Annotated in this window: 16 protein-coding genes; 6 read left to right on the forward strand and 10 right to left on the reverse strand. The window is 36.8% G+C overall.

Annotated elements, in window-relative coordinates:
- Window positions 1-57: 57 nt before the first annotated feature.
- The 5 genes from ACAM30_RS08095 to ACAM30_RS08115 all read right to left on the reverse strand — a co-directional run bounded on the left by ACAM30_RS08095 (window position 58) and on the right by ACAM30_RS08115 (window position 8,244).
- On the reverse strand, window positions 58-4,320 hold the full coding sequence (locus ACAM30_RS08095) for a type IX secretion system membrane protein PorP/SprF (RefSeq protein WP_369618032.1): 4,263 nt from the start codon (window positions 4,318-4,320) through the stop codon (window positions 58-60).
- Between the two features lies 1 nt (window position 4,321).
- Entirely contained in the window at window positions 4,322-5,803 is a 1,482-nt protein-coding gene (gene sprC / locus ACAM30_RS08100) for a gliding motility protein SprC (RefSeq protein ID WP_369618033.1), read from the reverse strand.
- Window positions 5,800-6,213, reverse strand: coding sequence for a hypothetical protein (locus tag ACAM30_RS08105; RefSeq protein WP_369618034.1), 414 nt, complete (start codon window positions 6,211-6,213; stop codon window positions 5,800-5,802). The genes sprC and ACAM30_RS08105 overlap by 4 nt, the downstream gene beginning before the upstream one ends.
- A gap of 100 nt (window positions 6,214-6,313) precedes the next feature.
- The gene (locus ACAM30_RS08110) at window positions 6,314-7,606 is read right to left on the reverse strand and encodes a hypothetical protein (RefSeq protein WP_369618035.1); all 1,293 of its coding nucleotides are present in this window, start codon (window positions 7,604-7,606) and stop codon (window positions 6,314-6,316) included.
- Between the two features lie 185 nt (window positions 7,607-7,791).
- Entirely contained in the window at window positions 7,792-8,244 is a 453-nt protein-coding gene (locus ACAM30_RS08115) for a hypothetical protein (protein WP_017495775.1), read from the reverse strand.
- Between the two features lie 437 nt (window positions 8,245-8,681).
- Here ACAM30_RS08115 and ACAM30_RS08120 point away from each other — a divergent pair, with 437 nt between their 5' ends.
- From ACAM30_RS08120 to recA, 4 genes are all read left to right on the forward strand, one after another.
- A complete protein-coding gene (locus tag ACAM30_RS08120) occupies window positions 8,682-9,830 on the forward strand; it encodes an ATP-binding protein (protein ID WP_369618036.1) in 1,149 nt (382 codons plus the stop codon).
- A 7-nt stretch (window positions 9,831-9,837) separates the two neighbouring features.
- Window positions 9,838-10,221, forward strand: coding sequence for a DoxX family protein (locus ACAM30_RS08125; RefSeq protein ID WP_369618037.1), 384 nt, complete (start codon window positions 9,838-9,840; stop codon window positions 10,219-10,221).
- A 132-nt stretch (window positions 10,222-10,353) separates the two neighbouring features.
- The gene (locus ACAM30_RS08130) at window positions 10,354-10,863 is read left to right on the forward strand and encodes an acyl-CoA thioesterase (protein ID WP_026109914.1); all 510 of its coding nucleotides are present in this window, start codon (window positions 10,354-10,356) and stop codon (window positions 10,861-10,863) included.
- 148 nt (window positions 10,864-11,011) lie between these two features.
- Complete coding sequence (recA, locus tag ACAM30_RS08135) at window positions 11,012-12,019, forward strand: recombinase RecA (RefSeq protein WP_369618038.1); 1,008 nt, start codon at window positions 11,012-11,014, stop codon at window positions 12,017-12,019.
- A 555-nt stretch (window positions 12,020-12,574) separates the two neighbouring features.
- On the opposite strand, the gene ACAM30_RS08140 is transcribed toward recA, so the two are convergent.
- Window positions 12,575-13,321 carry a lysophospholipid acyltransferase family protein gene (locus tag ACAM30_RS08140; protein WP_369618039.1) on the reverse strand — a complete coding sequence of 249 codons (747 nt, stop codon included), beginning with the start codon at window positions 13,319-13,321 and terminating at the stop codon, window positions 12,575-12,577.
- Between the two features lie 205 nt (window positions 13,322-13,526).
- Here ACAM30_RS08140 and trpS point away from each other — a divergent pair, with 205 nt between their 5' ends.
- Entirely contained in the window at window positions 13,527-14,501 is a 975-nt protein-coding gene (gene trpS, locus ACAM30_RS08145; RefSeq protein ID WP_369618040.1) for a tryptophan--tRNA ligase, read from the forward strand.
- A gap of 47 nt (window positions 14,502-14,548) precedes the next feature.
- On the opposite strand, the gene dprA is transcribed toward trpS, so the two are convergent.
- A complete protein-coding gene (gene dprA, locus ACAM30_RS08150; protein ID WP_369618041.1) occupies window positions 14,549-15,649 on the reverse strand; it encodes a DNA-processing protein DprA in 1,101 nt (366 codons plus the stop codon).
- Window positions 15,650-15,886: 237 nt separating this feature from the next.
- On the opposite strand from dprA, the gene ACAM30_RS08155 reads away from it, so the two are divergent.
- Window positions 15,887-16,852, forward strand: a complete 966-nt coding sequence (locus ACAM30_RS08155) for an SPOR domain-containing protein (protein ID WP_369618042.1) — start codon at window positions 15,887-15,889, stop codon at window positions 16,850-16,852.
- A 35-nt stretch (window positions 16,853-16,887) separates the two neighbouring features.
- Here the strand turns inward: ACAM30_RS08155 and ACAM30_RS08160 are convergent, their stop codons facing one another.
- From ACAM30_RS08160 to ACAM30_RS08170, 3 genes are all read right to left on the reverse strand, one after another.
- A complete protein-coding gene (locus ACAM30_RS08160; RefSeq protein ID WP_369618043.1) occupies window positions 16,888-17,649 on the reverse strand; it encodes a hypothetical protein in 762 nt (253 codons plus the stop codon).
- Window positions 17,650-17,776: 127 nt separating this feature from the next.
- Window positions 17,777-18,535, reverse strand: coding sequence for a hypothetical protein (locus ACAM30_RS08165; RefSeq protein WP_369618044.1), 759 nt, complete (start codon window positions 18,533-18,535; stop codon window positions 17,777-17,779).
- Window positions 18,536-18,691: 156 nt separating this feature from the next.
- Window positions 18,692-20,971, reverse strand: a complete 2,280-nt coding sequence (locus ACAM30_RS08170; protein ID WP_369618045.1) for a helix-turn-helix domain-containing protein — start codon at window positions 20,969-20,971, stop codon at window positions 18,692-18,694.
- Window positions 20,972-20,974: the final 3 nt, after the last annotated feature.

Here is a 20,974-nt window from a genome sequence, read left to right on the forward strand (position 1 = left end):
AATAGATGTCCTTCTTAAAAAATCAAGAAGAACGGGGCTTTATTCTCAATAATTATATTAATTCTCCACTTTCACAATTGCCATTTTCCCGTTGTATGGCTTAGTCCCTTTTGCTTCCAGTGCTTTTGTAGCCTCTGACAGTCCATCGAATTTCTCATAATAGATGTAATACTTACTTGTCGTTACATTGTAAAAGAAATTAACATCCGAACGTCCTGCTGCAACTGCTTTAGCAAGGAACTGATCGCGTTTTTCAACGCTGCTGTGAACTGCAATAATTAAATAATATCCACCATCAGCATTCTTAATATTCTTGATAATCTGCATATTTGACTGGTCTTCACCAAAATCAAAATCACTTGCTGTTAGAGGCGTACTGCTTAACTTCGTTGTTTCTTTAATACGTTTAAGAGCGGCAACATCCTGTGCATATCGGCCCTGATCATTTTCATATGCTGCACGTTTGATTCTACGTTTTTTCTCAATTTCAGTCTCAGCCTTGATACGTTCTAAATTAGAAAGTAATGTTGCACTATCCTGTTCCATTTTCAATTGTGCTGCCTTTAACTCGTTTATCTTTTCGAGATAAGCTTTGTTCAAAGCATCGTTTTTATTTGGAACCTTTTTAAGCCTTTCATTGTAAAGATTAGTCAACTTCTCAATTTCATCTTTCTGTGCTTTATTTACTTCAGCAAGTTGAGATTTTAAAGCTTCCAGCTGACTGTTCTCGGCTGCTACGCTTTTGAAAGGTTTTGGTTCTTTATAAATTCCTTTTTCACTTAAATCATTCTCTTCTCTTAAGTCGTTCAAGTCTCTTTGTTTACTTGCCACTGTTGTATTAAACTGTGCCAATAAATCTTTCTGCATTTTACTTGCGCTCTCGATAGACTGAGATAAGTTATCTATTGCTTTCGCTGTATCATCTTTTGGAGCTGAAGCAGCTTTTGCAAGTGCATCGGCAGCTAATTTTGCCTGAAGAGCTTCCGCATCCGCTTTGGCTTTAGCATCGGCAGCTAATTTTGCCTGACGCGCTTCTTCTGCTAATTGTAACTGTCTTGTTTCTTCCTCGGCTTTTAATCTTTCTGTCGCTTCCGCATCTGCCTTCGCTTTTTGATCTGCCAATAACTTCGCTTGTGCGGCTTCCATATCGGCTTTAGCCTTAGCATCAGCAGCTAATTTTGCCTGAAGAGCTTCCGCATCTGCTTTTGCTTTGGCATCTGCTGCTAACTTCGCTTGAAGGGCTTCAGCATCAGCCTTCGCTTTGGCATCGGCTTTAGCTTTAGCGTCTGCTGCTAGCTTCGCTTGAAGAGCTTCCGCATCTGCTTTTGCCTTCGCATCGGCAGCTAATTTCGCCTGAAGAGCTTCCGCATCAGCTTTTGCTTTGGCATCTGCTGCTAATTTAGCCTGAAGAGCTTCTGCGTCGGCTTTAGCTTTGGCATCCGCAGCTATTTTAGCCTGAAGAGCTTCTGCGTCGGCTTTAGCTTTAGCATCGGCGGCTAACTTTGCCTGAAGAGCTTCTGCATCAGCTTTTGCTTTGGCATCTGCTGCTAATTTCGCTTGAAGGGCTTCTGCGTCGGCTTTAGCTTTGGCATCAGCTTTCGCTTTAGCATCGGCAGCTAACTTTGCCTGAAGAGCTTCTGCATCGGCTTTCGCTTTAGCATCAGCAGCTAATTTTGCCAAACGGGCTTCTTCCGCTTCCTGTAATTTTTTTGCTTCTGCATCAGCTTTCGCTTTAGCAGTTGCTTCTGCATCCGCTTTTACCTTTGCATCCGCAAGTAATTTAGCTTGTAAAGCTTCCATATCAGCTTTTGCTTTGGCATCAGCAGCTAATTTTGCCTGAAGGGCTTCCGCATCAGCTTTCGCTTTTGCATCCGCAGCCAACTTCGCTTGAAGGGCTTCAGCATCCGCTTTAGCTTTAGCTTCAGCAGCAATTCTGGCTTGTCTCGCTTCTTCATCAGCTTTAGCTTTAGCATCTGCAGCTAATTTCGCCTGAAGAGCTTCTGCATCGGCTTTGGCTTTAGCATCAGCAGCCAACTTCGCTTGAAGAGCTTCAGCATCCGCTTTTGCTTTTGCATCCGCAGCCAACTTCGCTTGAAGGGCTTCAGCATCTGCTTTTGCTTTTGCATCGGCAGCCAACTTCGCTTGAAGGGCTTCAGCATCTGCTTTTGCTTTTGCATCGGCAGCCAACTTCGCTTGAAGGGCTTCAGCATCCGCTTTAGCTTTTGCATCGGCAGCTAATTTTGCCTTAAGAGCCTCAGCATCTGCTTTAGCTTTGGCTTCAGCTGCAATTCTTGCTTGTCTTGCTTCTTCATCTGCTTTGGCTTTAGCCTCAACAGCTTGTTTTTCTTTTAAGGCAGCTTCTTCAGCAGCTTTAGCTTTCGCTTCAGCAGCTAATTTTGCTTTATTGGCAGCATCTATACTTGCCTTTGTTTTCGCAGCAGCAGCGGCAGCGGCTTTGGCTTCAGCAGCCAGTCTCGCCTGAAGCGCATCTGAATCGGCTTTAGCTTTTGCATCAGCAGCTAAAATGGATTGTAAGTCTGCAGCCTCCGCTTTCGCTTTAGCATCAGCTTTACGTTTTGCTTCTGCAGCATCTGCTTTGGCTTTAGCATCTGCCGCTAGTTTTATTTTCAGAGCTTCCGCATCCGCCTTCGCTTTATCAGCGGCCAATTTAGCTTTCGCAGCAGCTTCGGCATCCGCTTTCGCTTTAGCTTCGGCGGCCAATTGTGCCTGAGTTTTTTGTGATGTTGCTGCCGGTTTATTTTCTGCAGCAGTTTTTGCTTTAGCAGCTTCCGCATCAGCCTTGGCTTTAGCATCTGCAGCTAATTTTAATTTCATAGCTTCGGCATCAGCTTTAGCTTTATCAGCAGCTAATTGAGCTGGTGTTTTTTGTGGCGTTGCTGCAGGTTTATTAGCATTAGCAGCATTCGCTCTTGCAGCCGCAGCCGCATCTACTCTCGCTTTATTGTCCGCAGCTAATTTTATCCTACGAGCTTCAGCATCGGCTCTTGCCTTGTCTGCAGCCAGCTGTGCCTGTGTTTTTTGTTCTGCTGCAACAGCTCTGTTTACTGTGGCAGTTTGTGCTCTGGCGGCTGCAGCTGCATCAGCTTTTGCTTTATTGTCAGCAGCTATTTTTATCTTAAGAGCCTCGGCATCAGCTTTCGCTTTATTGTCCGCTTCTAATTTTGCTTTTGCTGCCGCGGCGGCATCAGCCTTCACTTTTTCGGCTGCAGCAAGTCTCACTTTAAGTGCTTCCGCATCTGCTTTAGCCTTAGCATCGGCAGCCAGTCTCGCTTTTTCTGCACCATCGGTTCTCTCAGCGGTTGTTCCTGATGATGGTTTGGCCAATACTGGTTTTGGTTTAGCCGGATCTAGTAAAGAACCTTCTTCATCGTCACCGTAGTAATAGTTCTTATTTTTAAACTTATAAGCGATTGTAAACTCATGAGAACCTCCCATATTGGTAAAATTTCCCATGCCTTTTTCATAGTTATATTCAAATGCGATACTTGGAGAAATATTAAATCCAAGACCGGCAGAAATTCCATATAAAGTATTGTATCCAGCTTGTGCCCAAACTCCTTTCGGAATTGCGATCATTGCAAGTCCAGAGATTACTGTTTTACCTTTTTTAACTTCTGTTTTTACAATTCCTGAAAATTTACTTCTGTCAAAAAAACCATAACTGTCAATATATCCTGTATACATGGCGTGCAACTGAATCGCTCTTTCAGGGTCTTCTTTCACAATTCCACCACCGAAATTGTAAAGAATTAGATTATTTACCGCTAATCCAAAGTCAAGGAACTCTGTTCCGTAATTTACTCCCGGATTAACCGTAAGCAAAGTATTTGACGGATAATCACCCATCAAAATATTTGGATCATTTGTGATGATTTTTCCTTTGTTTAAACCACTTTGGTAAACTCCAACATTTAAACCAAAAGTTAAATTACTGTCCTGCTCTAAAACGATGTTATGAGCAAAGTTTCCGATTCCTCCAAAGACAGTCATTAAACCATAATTTTGCTGAAACAGACCAAAAGCAAAAGCTTCATTCTCTCTGAAACGGCCCGAATAATTTGCTAAATAGGTGTTTGGTGCATTCTCAAACTGCACCCATTGTCTCTTATTATAAAAACTGGCATATGCATTTGTTTCACGAACAAAGCTAAAAGCCGGGTTAATTAAATATCGATTGAATTTTAAAGAATTTCTAATAGGTAACGAAAACGAAACAACTCCATCCTCATTTTTGTCCTGAGAATAGAGTGTATTTGAAAAACCGTAAAATAGCGTGATGAATAGTAAAATTTTCTTCATATTACCTTATTACAGTTATTGATCCTTTTTTTTCACCACTATCGGATTTAATGACATAGTAATATACCGGATTGACATTTTTAAAATCTTTTATAAACGAATTGACCTGAGGGTCATAATCACTGCCTGCTCCTTCATACACAATTTCCCCGTTGGTACTCAAAACTATGATTTTGGTCTGGGCCGTTTTATAAACATCAGGAATATTCCAATAAGGATTCTGGAGACTTACTACGTTTGGGATAACAGTAGTTGGTCCCATTTGTCCTGTCACTTTAAAACTAAACTCCTGAGAAGAAACACAGCCTGATGCCTGAGAAACTTTAACTTTGTAATTACCTGGAACAGATACAACATAAGAACTTGATGTTGCACCCGCAATTGCGTTTCCATTTAAAAACCATTCAAAAGTAGGACTCGAAGCATCTGTTGTAACCGAAACATTCAGAGTTTCCCCCTCGTTTAATGAAGTGGTTTCCGGTGCGTCTATACTCGCATTAAAGCTATTACTTTTTAGATCGATAGTTCCTGTAGCACTACATCCTCCAAAATCAACCTGTACAGTATAAACTCCTGATACATTTGCATTAATACTACGAGTAGTAGCCCCGGAAATTATTGCTCCGTCTTTTTTCCATACATAAGTATTTCCGGATGTAGCCGTTAAAACAGTTCCTGATCCGGATGCACAAAATGGGTTTCCTAAACTAGAGCTAATAGTAACAGCTGATCCTCCCGATCCTGACGTGGTTACATCAACACGGTTAGAACTAAAGTTTACATCAGAACAAAAACCATAGTCAATTTCAGCGTAGTATTTTCCTGCTGCATTTACAATCAAATCTTTAGAGCTTTGTCCGTTAATTACCACACCATCTTTGTACCATTTGTATTTTAGATTTGGGTAATTAGCAGGTGAAGAAGCCTGATCAGAAGGGGTAGGATTATAAACGGAAAGAGTAAGATTTCCACCAGCACAAAAAGAGGCTGTTGGTTGTTTTTCGTTAATATAAAACGAACTTACATAAGTACTGTAATAAACAGCAAAAGTCGGATTTCCGACAGCATTCTTAAATCTTGGGCTATATACTACAGGTGTAGTATTTAAACTTTTAACGCGTAAGCTGTATACATCCGATCCTTTTAGATTAGTTGGAATCGCAAATTTAATGGTCTGCTGTTTTAAAGCAGCATCATCTGTAATCGAAAGTGTAGTAGTAGGTGTTGGATTTGTAAAATTTCCTGCCTCATCTGAAAGTTCAACGGCAAAAGTTGTTCCAGCCGGAAAATCCACATAGCTGAACGTTGCAAAATATTCATTAAACACAACACCATTGACGATAAGACCAGCGCAGATTCTCTCAAAGGGAAGCTGCTGTGGTCCTATCACCGGTGTTTGGGCATATGAATTTAATCTAGTTAAAACAACTAAAGAAAACAAAAGCACTAATTTGGTAAAATTTGGGGTAATTTTTTGAATCATATAGTGCGTGTTCTTGCTAAATCTATGTCTTCAAAAAAGAGGATATCAATAAATGTTTCAGAAAAATCGTACTTATAGTTCTCGATAATATCTTTTGCAAGAACTGAAAAAGAACCGGTTAAAAGTGAATTTTCTTTGCACTCTGAATTCTGATCTTTCCCTTCAGCTGCCATAGAAAGGCTATCCTTGGGGATGGATAGCCCTGCTAATAACTGATTAGAATTATCTAATTCGCCGATACATACCTGATCAGCATTTTTTATTTTTTGGTTCTCACAGCCTCTTATTTCGCTTAATGCTTCAGTAGAAGTAGGTCGTTCTACTGTGGTATTTTGAGCATATAAACTAAGCGAAATAGGGAAAACCAAAAATATTATATATGTAAAATATTTTTTTCTAGATGGTGCCATTATGTCTTGATCTTTATTTGTCCGGTATTAAGACGAATACATAAATTGTGTCTGGGGACTTTATTAATAAAATTTACGCTGAAATAAAAATCGAAATCTATTATCTGTTGCTGCTAGACGCTGTAATTTTTCCTAATTGTAATCTGAAATCCGGCTTCTTAGGATTGAAGATATCAATGAAAGTCTCTCTGTTGTTACTTTGAGAATACACATTGAAAAATACGCTATTTCCGTACCAGCTTTCTAAATCTTCATTGTTTGAGTTGTACTCTGTAAAGATATTTCCGTTACATAGGTTGAAGTACATTTCTTCAAATTTGATTTTCTTAAGATTAGCATCATTAATTTCTGTTTTACTGTCTAATAAAACAGCTGGATTAAATCCGGAAATTACACTACGCTTCATTTCAAGAGAGGCATTTTCAGCCACAAAAACAGCTTCTTTTACTAAACCTGACTGAATATCAGCTTTGATGTTTTCGCTGTCATTTAGCATAGTAATATTAGTTGCAACAACTAAAGTTTGTTTTTTAGTAAAATCTGTTTCACTTTTCTTTTCGAAAGATTTTACCTCCATACAACGAGAACCGTCTTTGTTACTTGATAAATAAGAAGATCTTACTGCTAATGAATTGTACAAACGACATTGTACACCCTGAGTAAATTTGTAATCGTCGTTGATTGATTTATAAGATACAAATTTAGTAGCGTTTACATCACCTCCAAAAAAGGCAAATGAGTCACCACCAGAGTAGCTTACCATAACGTTGTCAAGTACTGTTTTAGATCCAACACCGGCAAAAGTTATACCGTTGAAAGTGTCTACACCTTTTACTTTTTTACCTGCAAATTCAACTCTTACGAATCTTAAAATTCCTGAATTAGCCGCAGCATTATCACCACCGTAAGTCGTTAAACTAGGATCAAGATCTAAGTTGTAAGAACCAACATTTCCAAATTTATTAATTGGTGCATCACCAAGAATTACGATTCCACCCCAGTCTCCAGCTTTTTTCTGGCTGCGGTTTGAAGTAAATACAATCGGATCTGTTTCTAAACCATCGGCCATAATTTGGGCACCTTTTGTAATAACAAGAGTTCCTTTTGTTTCAAAATCACCAATAATTAAAGTTCCCGGTTCAATAGTTAAAACTGCATTGTTTGTAACATAAACATTTCCTTGCAGTACATAAATATTCTTTTTCAGCAATTTAGTATTAACAGAAATATTTCCTGCTAAAATTTGGTTTGCTTCTCCATACTCTACTTTGTTAGGCTTAAATTCGGTCCAGTTGTTCAACCAATTGTTGTAGCCCATAATTCCTTTCTCTTGTTGAGCACTCATACTCGTAACTGTCAAAAGAACGCAGATCATTTGAGTAATTTTTTTCATGATATGGGGGTATTAAGTTAATAATAAATTTGGGTATGCGTAAATGAAAAAACTCATCTCGAATTTTCTGATGATGTACAGAACTTTTCGAGAGAGTTGTTTTTTATTCCTTTTTTAAAAACATCTACATAAATTTAATCATCTGCGTAAACATTTCCAAAAAAACTTTAAAAAATTATATAATATTACATTTCGTTCAATTCGTTGAACTCGTGTAAAGATTTCAATGTGCTTTCGTAGAATAAAATTGCAGCGATTAAGTTTCCTTTATCAGAATACGGCATCATCTTTCTTTGAAATTCTACTGTTGTATCTAAAAATGTTGTTGTACCAACGGCCTGACCATCTAACACTTTTTTGTGTTCGTTATCGTCCGGAATACCTAAGTCGGCCATAGTAACTCCTGGTTTTGTTACCAAAGCAATGTAAGGAAGAGTTTTTACTAAAACTTTAATACGCTCGATGTACAATTCTAAAAGTTCTCCTTTCTGCATACCACTCAATTCTTTTTGATCATGGTATTTGCGAATAATCGCAGTTGTACTGATTATACTTCTTGGAGCATTTTTCGCCTGAGCCGAAATGGCACCAGTCGTCATAAAAAAAAGTGCACTTAATAAAATAATTTTCCCTTTCATAGATTCTTAGTTTATAATTGGTTGTTCATAAAAACAAAAATATAGAAATTAACTTAAACTGCAACTTTATTGATTTCTTTTTTCAAAAAAAAAGCTTAAAAAAAGCTTAAAAACCAGCGTTATGTCGAGAAAATGTGCGTTTTAACGAGGTTTTAGTTAAAATTGACTCAATCTCAAAGGGTAAGATATTAGCTATAAAAACAAAAGCGACGTGCTATATTATTAATCAAAAAAAGCTTCCGTTAATCGTTTGTAGCAAAAAACTATTAACAAAAAAGTCTTAATATCTCCACATCTTGCCATGTTTATTAACAAAAGTTGGTTAACAAACGGCAAAAAAATAGTCCGAAATCTTCATGATTATTAGAAATCTCTCTGAATAGATAAACTTTTGAGCTAAAATTTTTGACTACATCATTTTCTTCTATCTTTGCTTCATGCAATTTTCTCAAATTTTAGGTCAGGATTACATCAAAAGTCACTTGATAAAAAGTGCAGCTTCCGGACGAATTCCGCATGCACAACTTTTCATTGGGCCGGAAGGAAGTGGCACATTATCAACAGCAATTGCCTACGCACAATATATTTTGTGCAACAATACAGGAGACGAAAACTCAAACGGAAATGATTCCTGCAATTTGAAATTTCAAAACCTCTCTCATCCCGACCTGCATTTTATTTATCCCACAGTAACCACAGAGGATGTCAAAACAAAACCCAAAAGTTTAGATTTTATTCAGGACTGGCGTACTTTTATTCAGGAAATGCCTTATGGAGGTTTGTTTGACTGGTACAAAGTACTTGGTGTTCAAAACAAACAAGGAGAAATTCGTGTTGAAGATGCACAGGAAGTACTGAAATCATTTTCGTTAAAATCCTACGAAGGCGGATACAAAATTATGATTATCTGGATGGCCGATAAAATGAATATCGCTGCTTCCAATAAACTTTTGAAATTACTCGAAGAACCTTCGGACAAGACTATTTTCATTCTCATTTCTGAAAATGAAGAAGATATCATTCAAACCATCCGCTCCCGTTGCCAGGTCATTCATTTTAACGGGCTTCCCGAAAAAGTGATTGCAGAAGCTTTAGTTTCTAAAGAAAATATCGACGAAAAATTAGCTTTTAAAATTGCCCATCAGGCACAAGGAAATTTTAGCAAAGCTTTACATCTCATAAAAGAAGATGATACGGAGTTACCTTTCGAACAATGGTTTGTCAATTGGGTTCGTGCCGCGTTTAGAGCAAAAGGAAATGCCGCAGCCATTCAGGATTTAATCTCCTGGAGTGAAGAAATTGCCGGTTTGGGGCGTGAAAGTCAGAAAAAATTCATCCAGTTTTGCATGGAAATGTTTCGACAAGCTTTGCTGCTTAACTACCAGGCTCCTACTCTTGTGTACATTGAACCAAAAGTAGATAAATTCAAACTCGAAAATTTTGCGCCTTTTGTTAACGGAAACAATATTCACGAAATTTTCAAAGAACTTTCAGATGCGATGTATCATATCGAAAGGAACGGAAATGCAAAAATAATTCTAACCGACTTATCTATAAAACTGACTCGTTTAATCCACAAAAAATAGTTATCAAATGAATAATGTTGCCTCCATTTTACTATTAGCATTTTTAGCTTTAACCTTCTTACAGTCCGGATACGAAAAAATATTTTACTGGAAAGACAATGTCGAGTGGCTTAAAGGACATTTTGCCCAAACAAGACTTAAAAATCAAGTACCACTTGCCCTGCTTCATCTCTTAGTTATGGAATTGATCTCCGGAATTTTATGTGTTGTTGGAGCGATACAATTGCTCACCGACAGTGGTCGCGAATTTGGTTTATACGGCGCTATATTTTCCTGTATCACATTGTTAATGATGCTTTTCGGACAGCGGTTAGCCAAAGATTATGACGGTGCAAGAACCATCGTTATCTATTTTATTCCGGCAGTAATGGCGGTTTACTGGTTGAACTAATTTGACATAATAACGTATTAAAGTCAATAAAAAATTAAAATAAAATCGTCACAGATTCAACATTCTAAAAACAAAATTGAATTGAAATCAAGAAATAAAGTTGTGGCAAAAAATAAAATTTACAGTAAAAAAATGAATGCAAAACACCCATCAGAGTCCCTTACTATCTTAACCGATTTAGTTTTACCAAGTGAAACAAATCCTTTAAACAACCTATTTGGTGGCGAATTATTAGCCCGAATGGATCGTGCCGCAAGTATTGCAGCCCGCAGACATTCCCGCCGAATTGTAGTTACAGCCTCTGTAAATCACGTGGCTTTTAACAGAGCCATTTCGTTGGGAAGTGTTGTGACCGTTGAAGCAAAAGTTTCAAGATCTTTCAAAAGTTCAATGGAAGTTTTCATTGATGTTTGGGTAGAAGACCGCGAATCTGGTAACAGAACCAAAGCCAACGAAGCCATTTACACTTTTGTAGCAGTAGACGATACCGGAAGACCTGTAGAAGTACCTGCTATATTGCCTGAAACTGAACTTGAAATACAGCGTTTTGATGCCGCTTTGCGTCGTAAACAGCTTAGTTTAGTACTGGCCGGGAAACTAAATCCTTCAGATGCCACAGAATTAAAGGCTTTATTCTTGTAGTACAAATTGTGACAATTTGGAACAATCAAACTTCGAAAAAAGAACTATTTTTACAAAATATAAGCCTGACTAATAAAGATCAAGAAGTTAGTATCTTCTTTGAATTTATTTGAAAGAAAAAAATAACAATTTAGACATTTAAGAAAAGATGAGTTCAGACAAAGAAGCCAAATTAAAAGCGTTACAATTAACGCTTGATAAACTTGACAAAACCTACGGAAAAGGAACCGTAATGAAAATGGGCGACAGAGCCATTGTGGAGGTAGAAACGATTTCTTCTGGCTCACTTGGGGTTGATTTAGCCCTTGGAGTAAATGGATATCCAAAAGGAAGAATTATTGAAATATACGGTCCGGAATCATCTGGTAAGACCACTCTAACATTGCATGCAATAGCTGAAGCTCAAAAAGCAGGCGGAATAGCTGCCTTTATAGATGCTGAACATGCTTTCGACAGAAATTATGCTGAAAAATTAGGTGTAGATATCGAAAATTTAATCATCTCACAACCTGATAACGGGGAACAAGCTCTGGAAATTGCCGAAAATTTAATTCGCTCAGGAGCAATTGATATTGTGGTAATTGACTCTGTTGCTGCCTTGACTCCAAAAAGTGAAATCGAAGGTGAGATGGGAGATTCCAAAATGGGTCTTCATGCACGTTTGATGTCACAAGCATTGAGAAAGCTTACCGGAACCATCAGTAAAACAAACTGTACCGTTTTCTTCATCAACCAATTGAGAGAAAAAATTGGTGTTATGTTTGGTAATCCTGAGACTACAACGGGAGGTAATGCTTTAAAATTCTACGCTTCAGTACGTTTAGATATTCGTCGTTCTTCGCAAATTAAAGACGGTGAAAATGTAATCGGAAACAGAACCAAAGTTAAAATTGTAAAAAACAAAGTTGCTCCACCTTTCAAAACTGCCGAATTTGATATCATGTACGGAGAAGGAGTTTCTAAAACAGGTGAAATACTTGATCTTGCGGTTGAATTTGAAATCGTTAAAAAAGCAGGATCATGGTTTAGCTACGGAGACACCAAATTAGGACAAGGCCGCGATGCTGTAAAAGCTTTAATCAAAGATAATCCTGAATTAGCGGACGAACTTGAACTTAAAATTAAAGCTCATATCAAAGAATTAGCAGACGCTTAAAATCTTAAAAAGTATTTACAATCAATACTTTACATACAACCCGATCATTCTTAAAAGATGATCGGGTTTTTTATTTAAAAAAAAATGCATTTACTGACGCAACCATTACGGAACCTCGCCATCTAATTAAGAGACAAAAGATTTGACTGATGCTTAGCCAAAAGTATCTGATCAAAGGTTTTTCTTTAAATTTGGTTGGTTTGTTCAATAAAAATCCGTTAGTTTTTTGGTTCTAACGGGTTTTTATTATTTTTTTCACCTTTTCACGCAACCTTTTTCGTTTTTTACTCTCTATACTAGTATGTCGTTAACTTGAGTTTTAATAAACTCTTTAGTATCAACCCAAAGTATTTTAACCATGAAAGAGAAAATAGAAGTGTTGTACAACAAAAACCGTAAAAAAACCAAATTGAAATTGAGAAAAGTATTGCGTTTTATTTCTGAAAAAATAATTCACAGATAATCAGTATTGAATATAAAATGGAGTAATTTTAATTCAAAAGAAAACCCGGCAATTTTAAAAATTTTGCCGGGTTTTATCCTTAAAATGAGTTATTACTCTTTGTTTTTAAACTTCAGTAAATCTTTATAAATCATCTGTCTTACCTGATCCCGAAGTTCTTTTCTATGGTCAGCAGTTAATCCATCAGTAGAAACAAAAGGAAGTACCTTTGCACGCATTTTTCCGGGACTTCCACTGAAAAAAGTATAGGAGAAACGTTCCTTGTTGTCCGCAAAAACAATGGGAACTATTGGAATCTGGTGCTCTATTGCCAAACGGAAAGCACCGTCCTTGAACTCATCCAGTAAAATAGATTCATCGTCCGGAACTCCGCCTTCAGGAAAAATACAAATACTAAGTCCTTGATTAAGTCTTTTTTGTGCTCTTTTAAAAACCTCATTTTTACTCTTCGAAGAACTGCGATCAACCAAAATACAGGTTCTCTTATAGAAAAACCCAAACAAAGGAATCTTTGAAAGCTCTTTCTTTCCAACAAAAACAAACGGATTTTTAACAAGAGCCAGCATCAGCATAATATCAGTCATCGAAGTATGATTGGCCACGATCATATAGCTTTTATTTCGAACCAGCTTCTCTTCACGCTCGACTTTATAATAAAAACCCATCCCGAAAAGGATAAATTTAGCCCAAATGCGGGCCATTTTAAAAAAATAGGGGTAACCCTTCTCTGATGCTATAGAAATTAGCAAAAACGGCAGCATAATCAATATCGGAATGGCCATTAAAATATAAAACCATACACGCCATAAAACCCAAAATATAATTTTTAATCCTTTCATGGTTTCAAATGTAATAAATCAGAAATGAATTTGGATTTTTTAGCTCCTTAGAAATTTTAAATGTTACTCTTTTCTCCAAAATAAAACTTAAAATCAACGAGATGTTCGATAAACTTTGCCCACTTTGTAAAAAACTTTGCGACCTTTGCGGTTAAAAAAAATAAACTTGCAATCTTTGTGATTGAAAGATTAAGAAAAAACGAGAATGGCAAAAATACTTACCGGTGTTCAGAGTACTGGAACGCCACACTTAGGCAATTTATTAGGAGCAATTATTCCTGCAATCGAATTATCAAACAATCCGGCAAATGAATCCTTTTTATTCATTGCTGATTTACACTCGATTACACAAATTAAAGACGGTAAAACTCTTAGAGAAAATACATACAGCACTGCCGCTGCCTGGCTGGCCTGTGGTCTAAATCCTGATAAAGTAACCTTCTACAGACAATCTGATGTGGTACAAACGACAGAATTAACCTGGTATTTAAGTTGCTTTTTTCCTTTTCAGCGTCTGACTCTGGCACATTCGTTTAAAGATAAAGCCGATCGTTTAGACGACGTTAACGCCGGACTTTTTACGTATCCCATGTTAATGGCCGCTGATATTTTATTGTATGATGCCGAGTTTGTTCCGGTTGGTAAAGATCAATTACAGCATTTAGAAATCACCCGTGATGTCGCTTCACGTTTCAACCACCAAATGGGAGAAACCTTTGTACTTCCTGAGGCTAAAATTCAGGAAGACATTATGCTGATACCGGGAACGAATGGTGGAAAAATGAGTAAATCTGCAAACAATATCATTAATATTTTCCTGGATGACAAAACGTTACGCAAACAGGTCATGAGTATTGAAACCGACAGTACCCCTCTTGAAGATCCTAAAAATCCGGATACCTGTAATGCTTTTGCAATCTATTCATTACTGGCGTCAGAAGCTCAAATTGCCGAAATGAGAGCAAACTATTTGGGTGGAAACTACGGTTACGGTCACGCCAAACAAGCTTTATTTGAGCTTATTACAGAAAGATTTAAAACCGAAAGAGAAAAATACACTTATTACATGAACAACCTTGATGAAGTTGATGCTCAACTGAAAAAAGGAGCTTCAAAAGCTTCAGTAATTGCTGATGGTGTTTTAGCCAAAGTAAGAGAAGTTCTGGGATTTAGTAAATAAACATCTAAATCTGACGGGTTTTAAAAACCCGTCAGATTTAATCCAAATTAAACCGCCTCAAACAATTTTCCCGGCAAGGGCCGAATGACTCCTTTCAGTTCCATATTTAAGAGAATTCCCGAAATTCTATAAATGGGAAAATCACATTGCAGTGCAATAATATCAAGCAATTCTTTACCATTTTTTAGCAGAAAATCATACACTTTTTGCTCCTCCGTTTCCAGATGAATAAAAAGCTGTTTTTGAACCGGTTTTGCCTTTGTTTCCACATTCCAATTCAACATATAAACCAGATCTGCCGCACTTGTTAACACATTGGCTCGCTGTGTTTTAATCAGATTATTACAACCCTGACTGTATTTATCTGTCACACGTCCGGGAACGGCAAAAACATCACGATTGTAATCATTGGCAAGATTTGCGGTAATCAGAGAACCGCCTTTTTCGGCAGATTCTATTACAATTGTTGCTTCAGTCATACCGGCTACAATACGATTTCTGCGCACAAAATTTTCCTTGTCGGGATTTGATGTACTCCAAAACTCAGTTATAAAACCACCATTTTCTTCCATCGGAACAATGTACTTCTTATGCGATTTTGGATAAATCTGATTTAGACCATGTGCCAGAACTCCAATAGTTTGCAGATTAAGATCCATTGCCCGCTGATGTGCTACAATATCTACACCATACGCAAAACCACTAACGATTACCGGATCGAGAGGCGCCAGTTCTTCTATTATATTCCGGCAAAACTCGGTTCCATACGAAGTAATCTGACGTGTTCCGACTATACTGATGATTCTTTTATTTTCTAAATTTATGTTTCCCGAGGAAAAAATCAATACAGGAGAATCAATACAGTGTTTTAAACGCTCTGGGTAACTATCCTCTTTAAAAAAAGACGCTTTAACCCCACTGGATTTAATAAATTCCATTTCCTGCTTCGCTTTTTCAAAAACCGACTTATCCTTAAAATTCTGTAACAAAACCGATCCAACACCATCAATAGCAGCCATTTGATTCGCTTTACTTTTAAAAACAGCTTCTGCACTGCCAAAATAATTAAGCAGCTTTTTGGCCATTATATCTCCAACTCCATCGACTTTTAGTAACGCTAATAAATAGAATAAATCCTGATCTGGCATCCGCTTTAAACATTATGTAAAATACAAAAAATAAAATACAATTTCTAAAGAGCAAATATCATAAAAACAAAGTATAATCCTGTTAAATTTTAATATAAATATTGCATCTAAACTTAGATCATTTAACTTTTTACTTTTAACTATCTCAAAAAGAATTGTATATAAAAATAAGATAATTGTTAATAAAAATTGTGAATAACATTTTGATAAGTATTCTGTAGTTGTAACTTTGTTACTATGAAAATCGAAAATTACATAGCACAGTTACTGTATCGTTATCAGTGTGTAACGGTTCCAGGGTTTGGAGCATTTTTAACAGAAATTCAATCGGCAAAGCTGAATGAAAGCACAAATTCTTTCTTTCCACCGACAAAAATGATCTCTTTCAACAGCCATCTAAAAAATAACGACGGACTATTAGCAAATCATATCGCACAGGCTGAAAAAACTTCTTATGGTTTTGCAGTAAGTGCCATTGCATTTGAAGTGGTAAGCTGGAAAAAAACTTTAGAAGAAAACGGTGTCGTAACACTTAAAAATATTGGTGAAATTCGCTTCAATGCTGATCAGAAAATGGTATTCACTCCTAATGATCAAACCAATTTCCTAACAAGTTCTTTTGGACTAAGTCCATTTGTTTCTCCGTTAGTTAAAAAAGAGAATTTCGAACGAAAAATAGAAGAAATTTCAGAAGGAGATGCAATTTCTCTATATGAAAATGAAGAAGGAAGAACAACAAATCCATTGTTAAAATATGCTGCAATACTAGTCTTAGGGCTTGGAATTACAGGAAGTATTGGATATCCATTATATCAAAATCAAATCGCCGCCAAAACACTTGTTGTAGAAAGCAGTGTGCAGAAAAAAGTGGAGAACAAGATTCAGGAAGCCACTTTCTTTATCCAAAACCCTATGCCTGCTGTAACACTCTCAGTAGATACAACAAATGTAGAAACAGCCGCAGAAAAAACAATGCCTTACCACATTATGGCCGGTGCATACAGAAGTGAAAAAAATGCTAGAAAAGCTTATAATCAATTGATAAAAGATGGTTATGAAGCTAGAATGCTAGGCGAAAATAAACACGGATTATTCCCTGTTTTATATGGAAGCTATGCCACTATGGCTGAAGCCGAAAAAGCACAAAAAGAAATACAAAAAGGAGAAAATCCGGACGCCTGGATTCTCGTACAACCTCTATAAAACTAAAAAGAGCCCGTTCTTCTGAATGGGCTTTTTTAATTCGCTATTATTTCCGCATCTTGCGAAAGAATTACTTTCTTGCCTTTATATACTTTCAGTCTTGCCGGAGGAGAATTCTTTTCACCCAAAACAATAATGGCACACTCATAAACACTACCATCCTTTTTAAATTCATACTGGTGATTACCCCCAATGCCTTCAACCACTAAAACTCCTCCATTAATCACTAAATCAGGCTTTTCAGTCATTTCTTTTTGAATGGACCATGATGCATATCGATAGTTATTAAAACCTAAATGATCGATTCTGATTTTAAATTTAGAAGTCTCCAGAATACAAACCGGATCTTGAAAAAAAGCAATACTGGGATCCAGATTTTTCTTTTGCGACGCATTAAGTTTGTTTTTAAGTTCTATTTCCGCTTTCGATTGATAATTTACGGCAGTTAAACGTCCTTGAGTGTCAAGCCAAATCTTGCCATGAATTAACATCATTCCACGCAAACCCATATCATTCCAGCCACTTGCTGGCGTTGATTTTATAATTTCATTTTTTAATCTAGCATCGAAAATTTCAGAATATCGTTTTATAAAATCTGCTTTATTTGCAATATCAGGTATGGGATATTCTCGGTCTAGCGGATAAACCACCGCATCAGCAATGGTTTCTTTCTTGTCATTTTTGACATTTTCAATGAACTTTTTAACAAGCTTCTGATATTCGACGTCCAAATCTTGGGCAACAATAAAACCACTCCAAAAAAATAATACTACTAAAAATAAATTGCTTCTTCTCATCTCAAATATTTTTAATTAATTATTAATCCGACAATTACAATCAAATATAGCTAATTTATAATAGTTAAAATCAATTTGAAACTGAGATCTAAAACAAAAATTCCCATTCTTTCGAATAGGAATTTGTTTAACGTGGAACAATTTGAGCGTCCTGATTGAGGATTTCTTTTCCGTTTTGATAAATGGTTAAATTAGCTGGTGCTGAATCTTTTGTACCTAAAACCGAAATATAACACTGATACAAGTAATTACCTTTTTTAAAATCGTAATGGTGATTACCTCCTGTCCCATCCTGAAACCATTTTCCATTGGTAATGATTAAATCCGGTTTTTCACTCATCAATTGATTTATCGACCACGAAGCATATCTGTAATTATCATTTCCCAAGTCGTCAATTCGAACTCTGAATTTAGATGTTTCTAAAATAATTTCCGGTGCTTTAAACTTTGCAATCGATGGGTGAAGTTTGTTTTTTTCAGAAGCTATCAATCTGTTTTTGAGAACACTTTCAACTTCTGACTGATAATTTATAGAGAAAACCTTTCCGTCGGTATCCATCCACAAAGTACCCTGATTTAGCATTATACCACGCCAGCCTACTTCTGACCAATTTTTTGCCGGATCTGATTTTGAAATTTCGGCTTTTAGCTTAGCATCAAAAATTTCAGCATATCGTTTTACAAGCTCCGCTTTATTTTTAACACTCGGAATTGGATTATCTCTTCTCAGAGGATACTTAATAGCCTCTGCTACAGCTTCTCTATTATCATTTTTTACATTATCAATAAAATTTTTGACAAACTTTTGATATTCGGGTTTCAAGTCCTGACCTGACATATTTTGAATCGTAATGCCCATGAGCAGTATACACAATAACTTTTTCATATTTCCTATTTTACATAATGTTCTTATCGTTGATTCCAAATTCCAAATTCCAAATTCCAAATTCCAAATTCCAAATTCCAAATTCCAAATTCCAAATTCCAAATTCCAAATTCCAAATTCCACAATCTAAAATCTAACAATCCAAAAATCTAACAATCAGTTTATACTGGCTTTAAACATCTTCAGCTCATCCCAGGTAAATTCATCACCATACTTTTCTTTCAGCGGACTTAGGGATTCTTCCTGATAAAACTCAAAAGCTTCACGCAGGGCCAGGATTTTATCATACGGTAAAACATCTGAGATCTCAACCTTTTTAGCCTGAATTAGTTTAACCAAATGCATTTCAACGGTCTGCACTGTAAGTTTACGGATTCGTGCAATATCTTCAATCGAATTCTTCTCCAGCCACAAATCATGAGTTTCTTCAATAGTTGTTTTCTTGACCGTTTTAGCCTCGTTCTTTTCCAGTTTTCTTGAAGTATATCGCATTACAGGCTGATCGGTTTTAAAAATATCCGTATTCGCCATATTGAATTCCTCGCGGATCTTATCAACCTTGTCTAATTTGTAGTTTTTAATCGCTGTAGACGACAATTTTTCTTTACAGATGGTTTCACCTGCTACGACAATTTCTATGAGCAATTTGGCCTTCATTAAGCGTAAAACAGCTTTCGTCTGCAAATCATCCAAAAAAGTCAGTTCTTCGTAAAACTCTTTCACCTTTTTGAATTTTTGAATTTCAGCAGTTTTTTGCAAAAGGTCCGTCACTAATTTGTCCATCGGTTTAAAGAAATAATCATAAGCTGCTACGACCCTTTCCTGAACAAATAACAAATCGACCGTTTCTTTACTGAAAATTTTATTAAGTTGATTCACAAACTTCTGGGCAGGATCAGTTAGTCCGTCAATAATTTCCAAACGTTTATGAGCCCAGGCAGAATGCTTTGATTTTTCTGATCCGGCAGCATTTTCATTATAACTGAAACGGTGATTGCGCCATTCTTGTGCCAAATCGCTCCAGTTAAAACTGTTTATCAAATAGTTATGAATAAAATTTTTAGTTTCAAAATGCAACGAATTTTTCAAAACTTCCTCGGTTGCTTTGTTCAAAGCGTAATCCATCACATCCTGATCGTTAGAAATACCGTTCATTTGTATCGGAGAAAGCAAAATAAGCCCTTTTAAGGACGTTAAACGCGATAAAGCAACATAGGCCTGCCCGGGTAAGAAAACTTGCGATACATCAAGCGCAGCTTTCTCAAAAGTTAATCCCTGACTTTTATGCACTGTAATAGCCCACGCTAATTTGATCGGATAATGTGCAAACGTACCCAGAACTTCTTCTTCGATCTCCTTGGTCAGTTCATTTACCTTATAGCGGATATTCTTCCACTCGTATTTTTCTACTTCTATCGTTTTATCTTCTTCCGGAAAATGCACAAAAATCTCTTCCGCAGAAAGCGATTTTATAACACCCATCTTTCCATTAAAATAACGCTTTTCAAAAGACAAATCGTTCTTCACAAACATGACTTGCGCACCTACTTTTAGCTTTAGATTTTCTTCTACAGGAAATATCTTTTCCGGAAAATCTCCTACTACAAAAGGCTGATACGAAAACTCATTGCCTGCCAAATCGCCAATAGCCTGCTCGTTAATAGAATCCGCTTTAGCATTGTGCGTGGTAAGGGTGATATAACCTGGATTGTTCTTTAAATCAAAATCCGGCTGAACATACTCGTTTAAAACCTGAATGTCCTGCGGAGTGATCTGATTGTTACGCAAATTGTTCAAAACCGAAATAAAAGTATCATCACTTTGCCTGTAAATCTTTGACAATTCGATATATAACGGAGGATATTGCTGAATTACGTGGGAATGAAAAAAGAATTTTCCCTTATAGTAATTCCTTAAAGTTCGCCATTCTTCGTCACGAATCACTGGTGGTAATTGTAGCAAATCGCCAATAAAAAGCACCTGAACCCCGCCAAAAGCACGTGTATTTTTACGTACCGTCTGCATCATAAAATCAATGGCATCCAGTAAATCAGCCCGAAGCATACTCACTTCATCAATGATCAGGAGCTCCATATTTCTAATCACATTTCGCTTCAAATTATTCATTTTGAAATGTCTTCGAAGCGTCTCCTTATTCTCAAATTTAACCGTTTCTGTAAACTGAGAAGCCTCGGCATAAGACGGAATAAAAGCCGAAAACGGCAGCTGAAACATAGAATGAATGGTAACACCTCCGGCATTTAACGCTGCAATTCCGGTTGGAGCCACAACCACGGTATTTTTATGCGTTGTTGCAATAATTTCACGGAGAAGTGTAGTCTTTCCTGTCCCTGCTTTACCCGTCAGGAAAATAGATTTTTGCGTTTGATTGATGAATTGTAAAGTATAAGCTGCTGCTTCTGAAACGTTTTGCATTAG

It is taken from the genome of Flavobacterium sp. CFS9 (assembly GCF_041154745.1).
Lineage (GTDB): Bacteria > Bacteroidota > Bacteroidia > Flavobacteriales > Flavobacteriaceae > Flavobacterium.

Excerpts from the sequence above, each read along its gene's own strand:
- ACAM30_RS08095 (WP_369618032.1), bottom strand. The coding sequence starts at position 4,320 with ATGAAGAAAATTTTACTATTCATCACGCTATTTTACGGTTTTTCAAAT.
- sprC (WP_369618033.1), bottom strand. The coding sequence starts at position 5,803 with ATGATTCAAAAAATTACCCCAAATTTTACCAAATTAGTGCTTTTGTTT.
- ACAM30_RS08105 (WP_369618034.1), bottom strand. The coding sequence starts at position 6,213 with ATGGCACCATCTAGAAAAAAATATTTTACATATATAATATTTTTGGTT.
- ACAM30_RS08110 (WP_369618035.1), bottom strand. The coding sequence starts at position 7,606 with ATGAAAAAAATTACTCAAATGATCTGCGTTCTTTTGACAGTTACGAGT.
- ACAM30_RS08115 (WP_017495775.1), bottom strand. The coding sequence starts at position 8,244 with ATGAAAGGGAAAATTATTTTATTAAGTGCACTTTTTTTTATGACGACT.
- ACAM30_RS08120 (WP_369618036.1), top strand. The coding sequence starts at position 8,682 with ATGCAATTTTCTCAAATTTTAGGTCAGGATTACATCAAAAGTCACTTG.
- ACAM30_RS08125 (WP_369618037.1), top strand. The coding sequence starts at position 9,838 with ATGAATAATGTTGCCTCCATTTTACTATTAGCATTTTTAGCTTTAACC.
- ACAM30_RS08130 (WP_026109914.1), top strand. The coding sequence starts at position 10,354 with ATGAATGCAAAACACCCATCAGAGTCCCTTACTATCTTAACCGATTTA.
- recA (WP_369618038.1), top strand. The coding sequence starts at position 11,012 with ATGAGTTCAGACAAAGAAGCCAAATTAAAAGCGTTACAATTAACGCTT.
- ACAM30_RS08140 (WP_369618039.1), bottom strand. The coding sequence starts at position 13,321 with ATGAAAGGATTAAAAATTATATTTTGGGTTTTATGGCGTGTATGGTTT.
- trpS (WP_369618040.1), top strand. The coding sequence starts at position 13,527 with ATGGCAAAAATACTTACCGGTGTTCAGAGTACTGGAACGCCACACTTA.
- dprA (WP_369618041.1), bottom strand. The coding sequence starts at position 15,649 with ATGCCAGATCAGGATTTATTCTATTTATTAGCGTTACTAAAAGTCGAT.
- ACAM30_RS08155 (WP_369618042.1), top strand. The coding sequence starts at position 15,887 with ATGAAAATCGAAAATTACATAGCACAGTTACTGTATCGTTATCAGTGT.
- ACAM30_RS08160 (WP_369618043.1), bottom strand. The coding sequence starts at position 17,649 with ATGAGAAGAAGCAATTTATTTTTAGTAGTATTATTTTTTTGGAGTGGT.
- ACAM30_RS08165 (WP_369618044.1), bottom strand. The coding sequence starts at position 18,535 with ATGAAAAAGTTATTGTGTATACTGCTCATGGGCATTACGATTCAAAAT.
- ACAM30_RS08170 (WP_369618045.1), bottom strand. The coding sequence starts at position 20,971 with ATGCAAAACGTTTCAGAAGCAGCAGCTTATACTTTACAATTCATCAAT.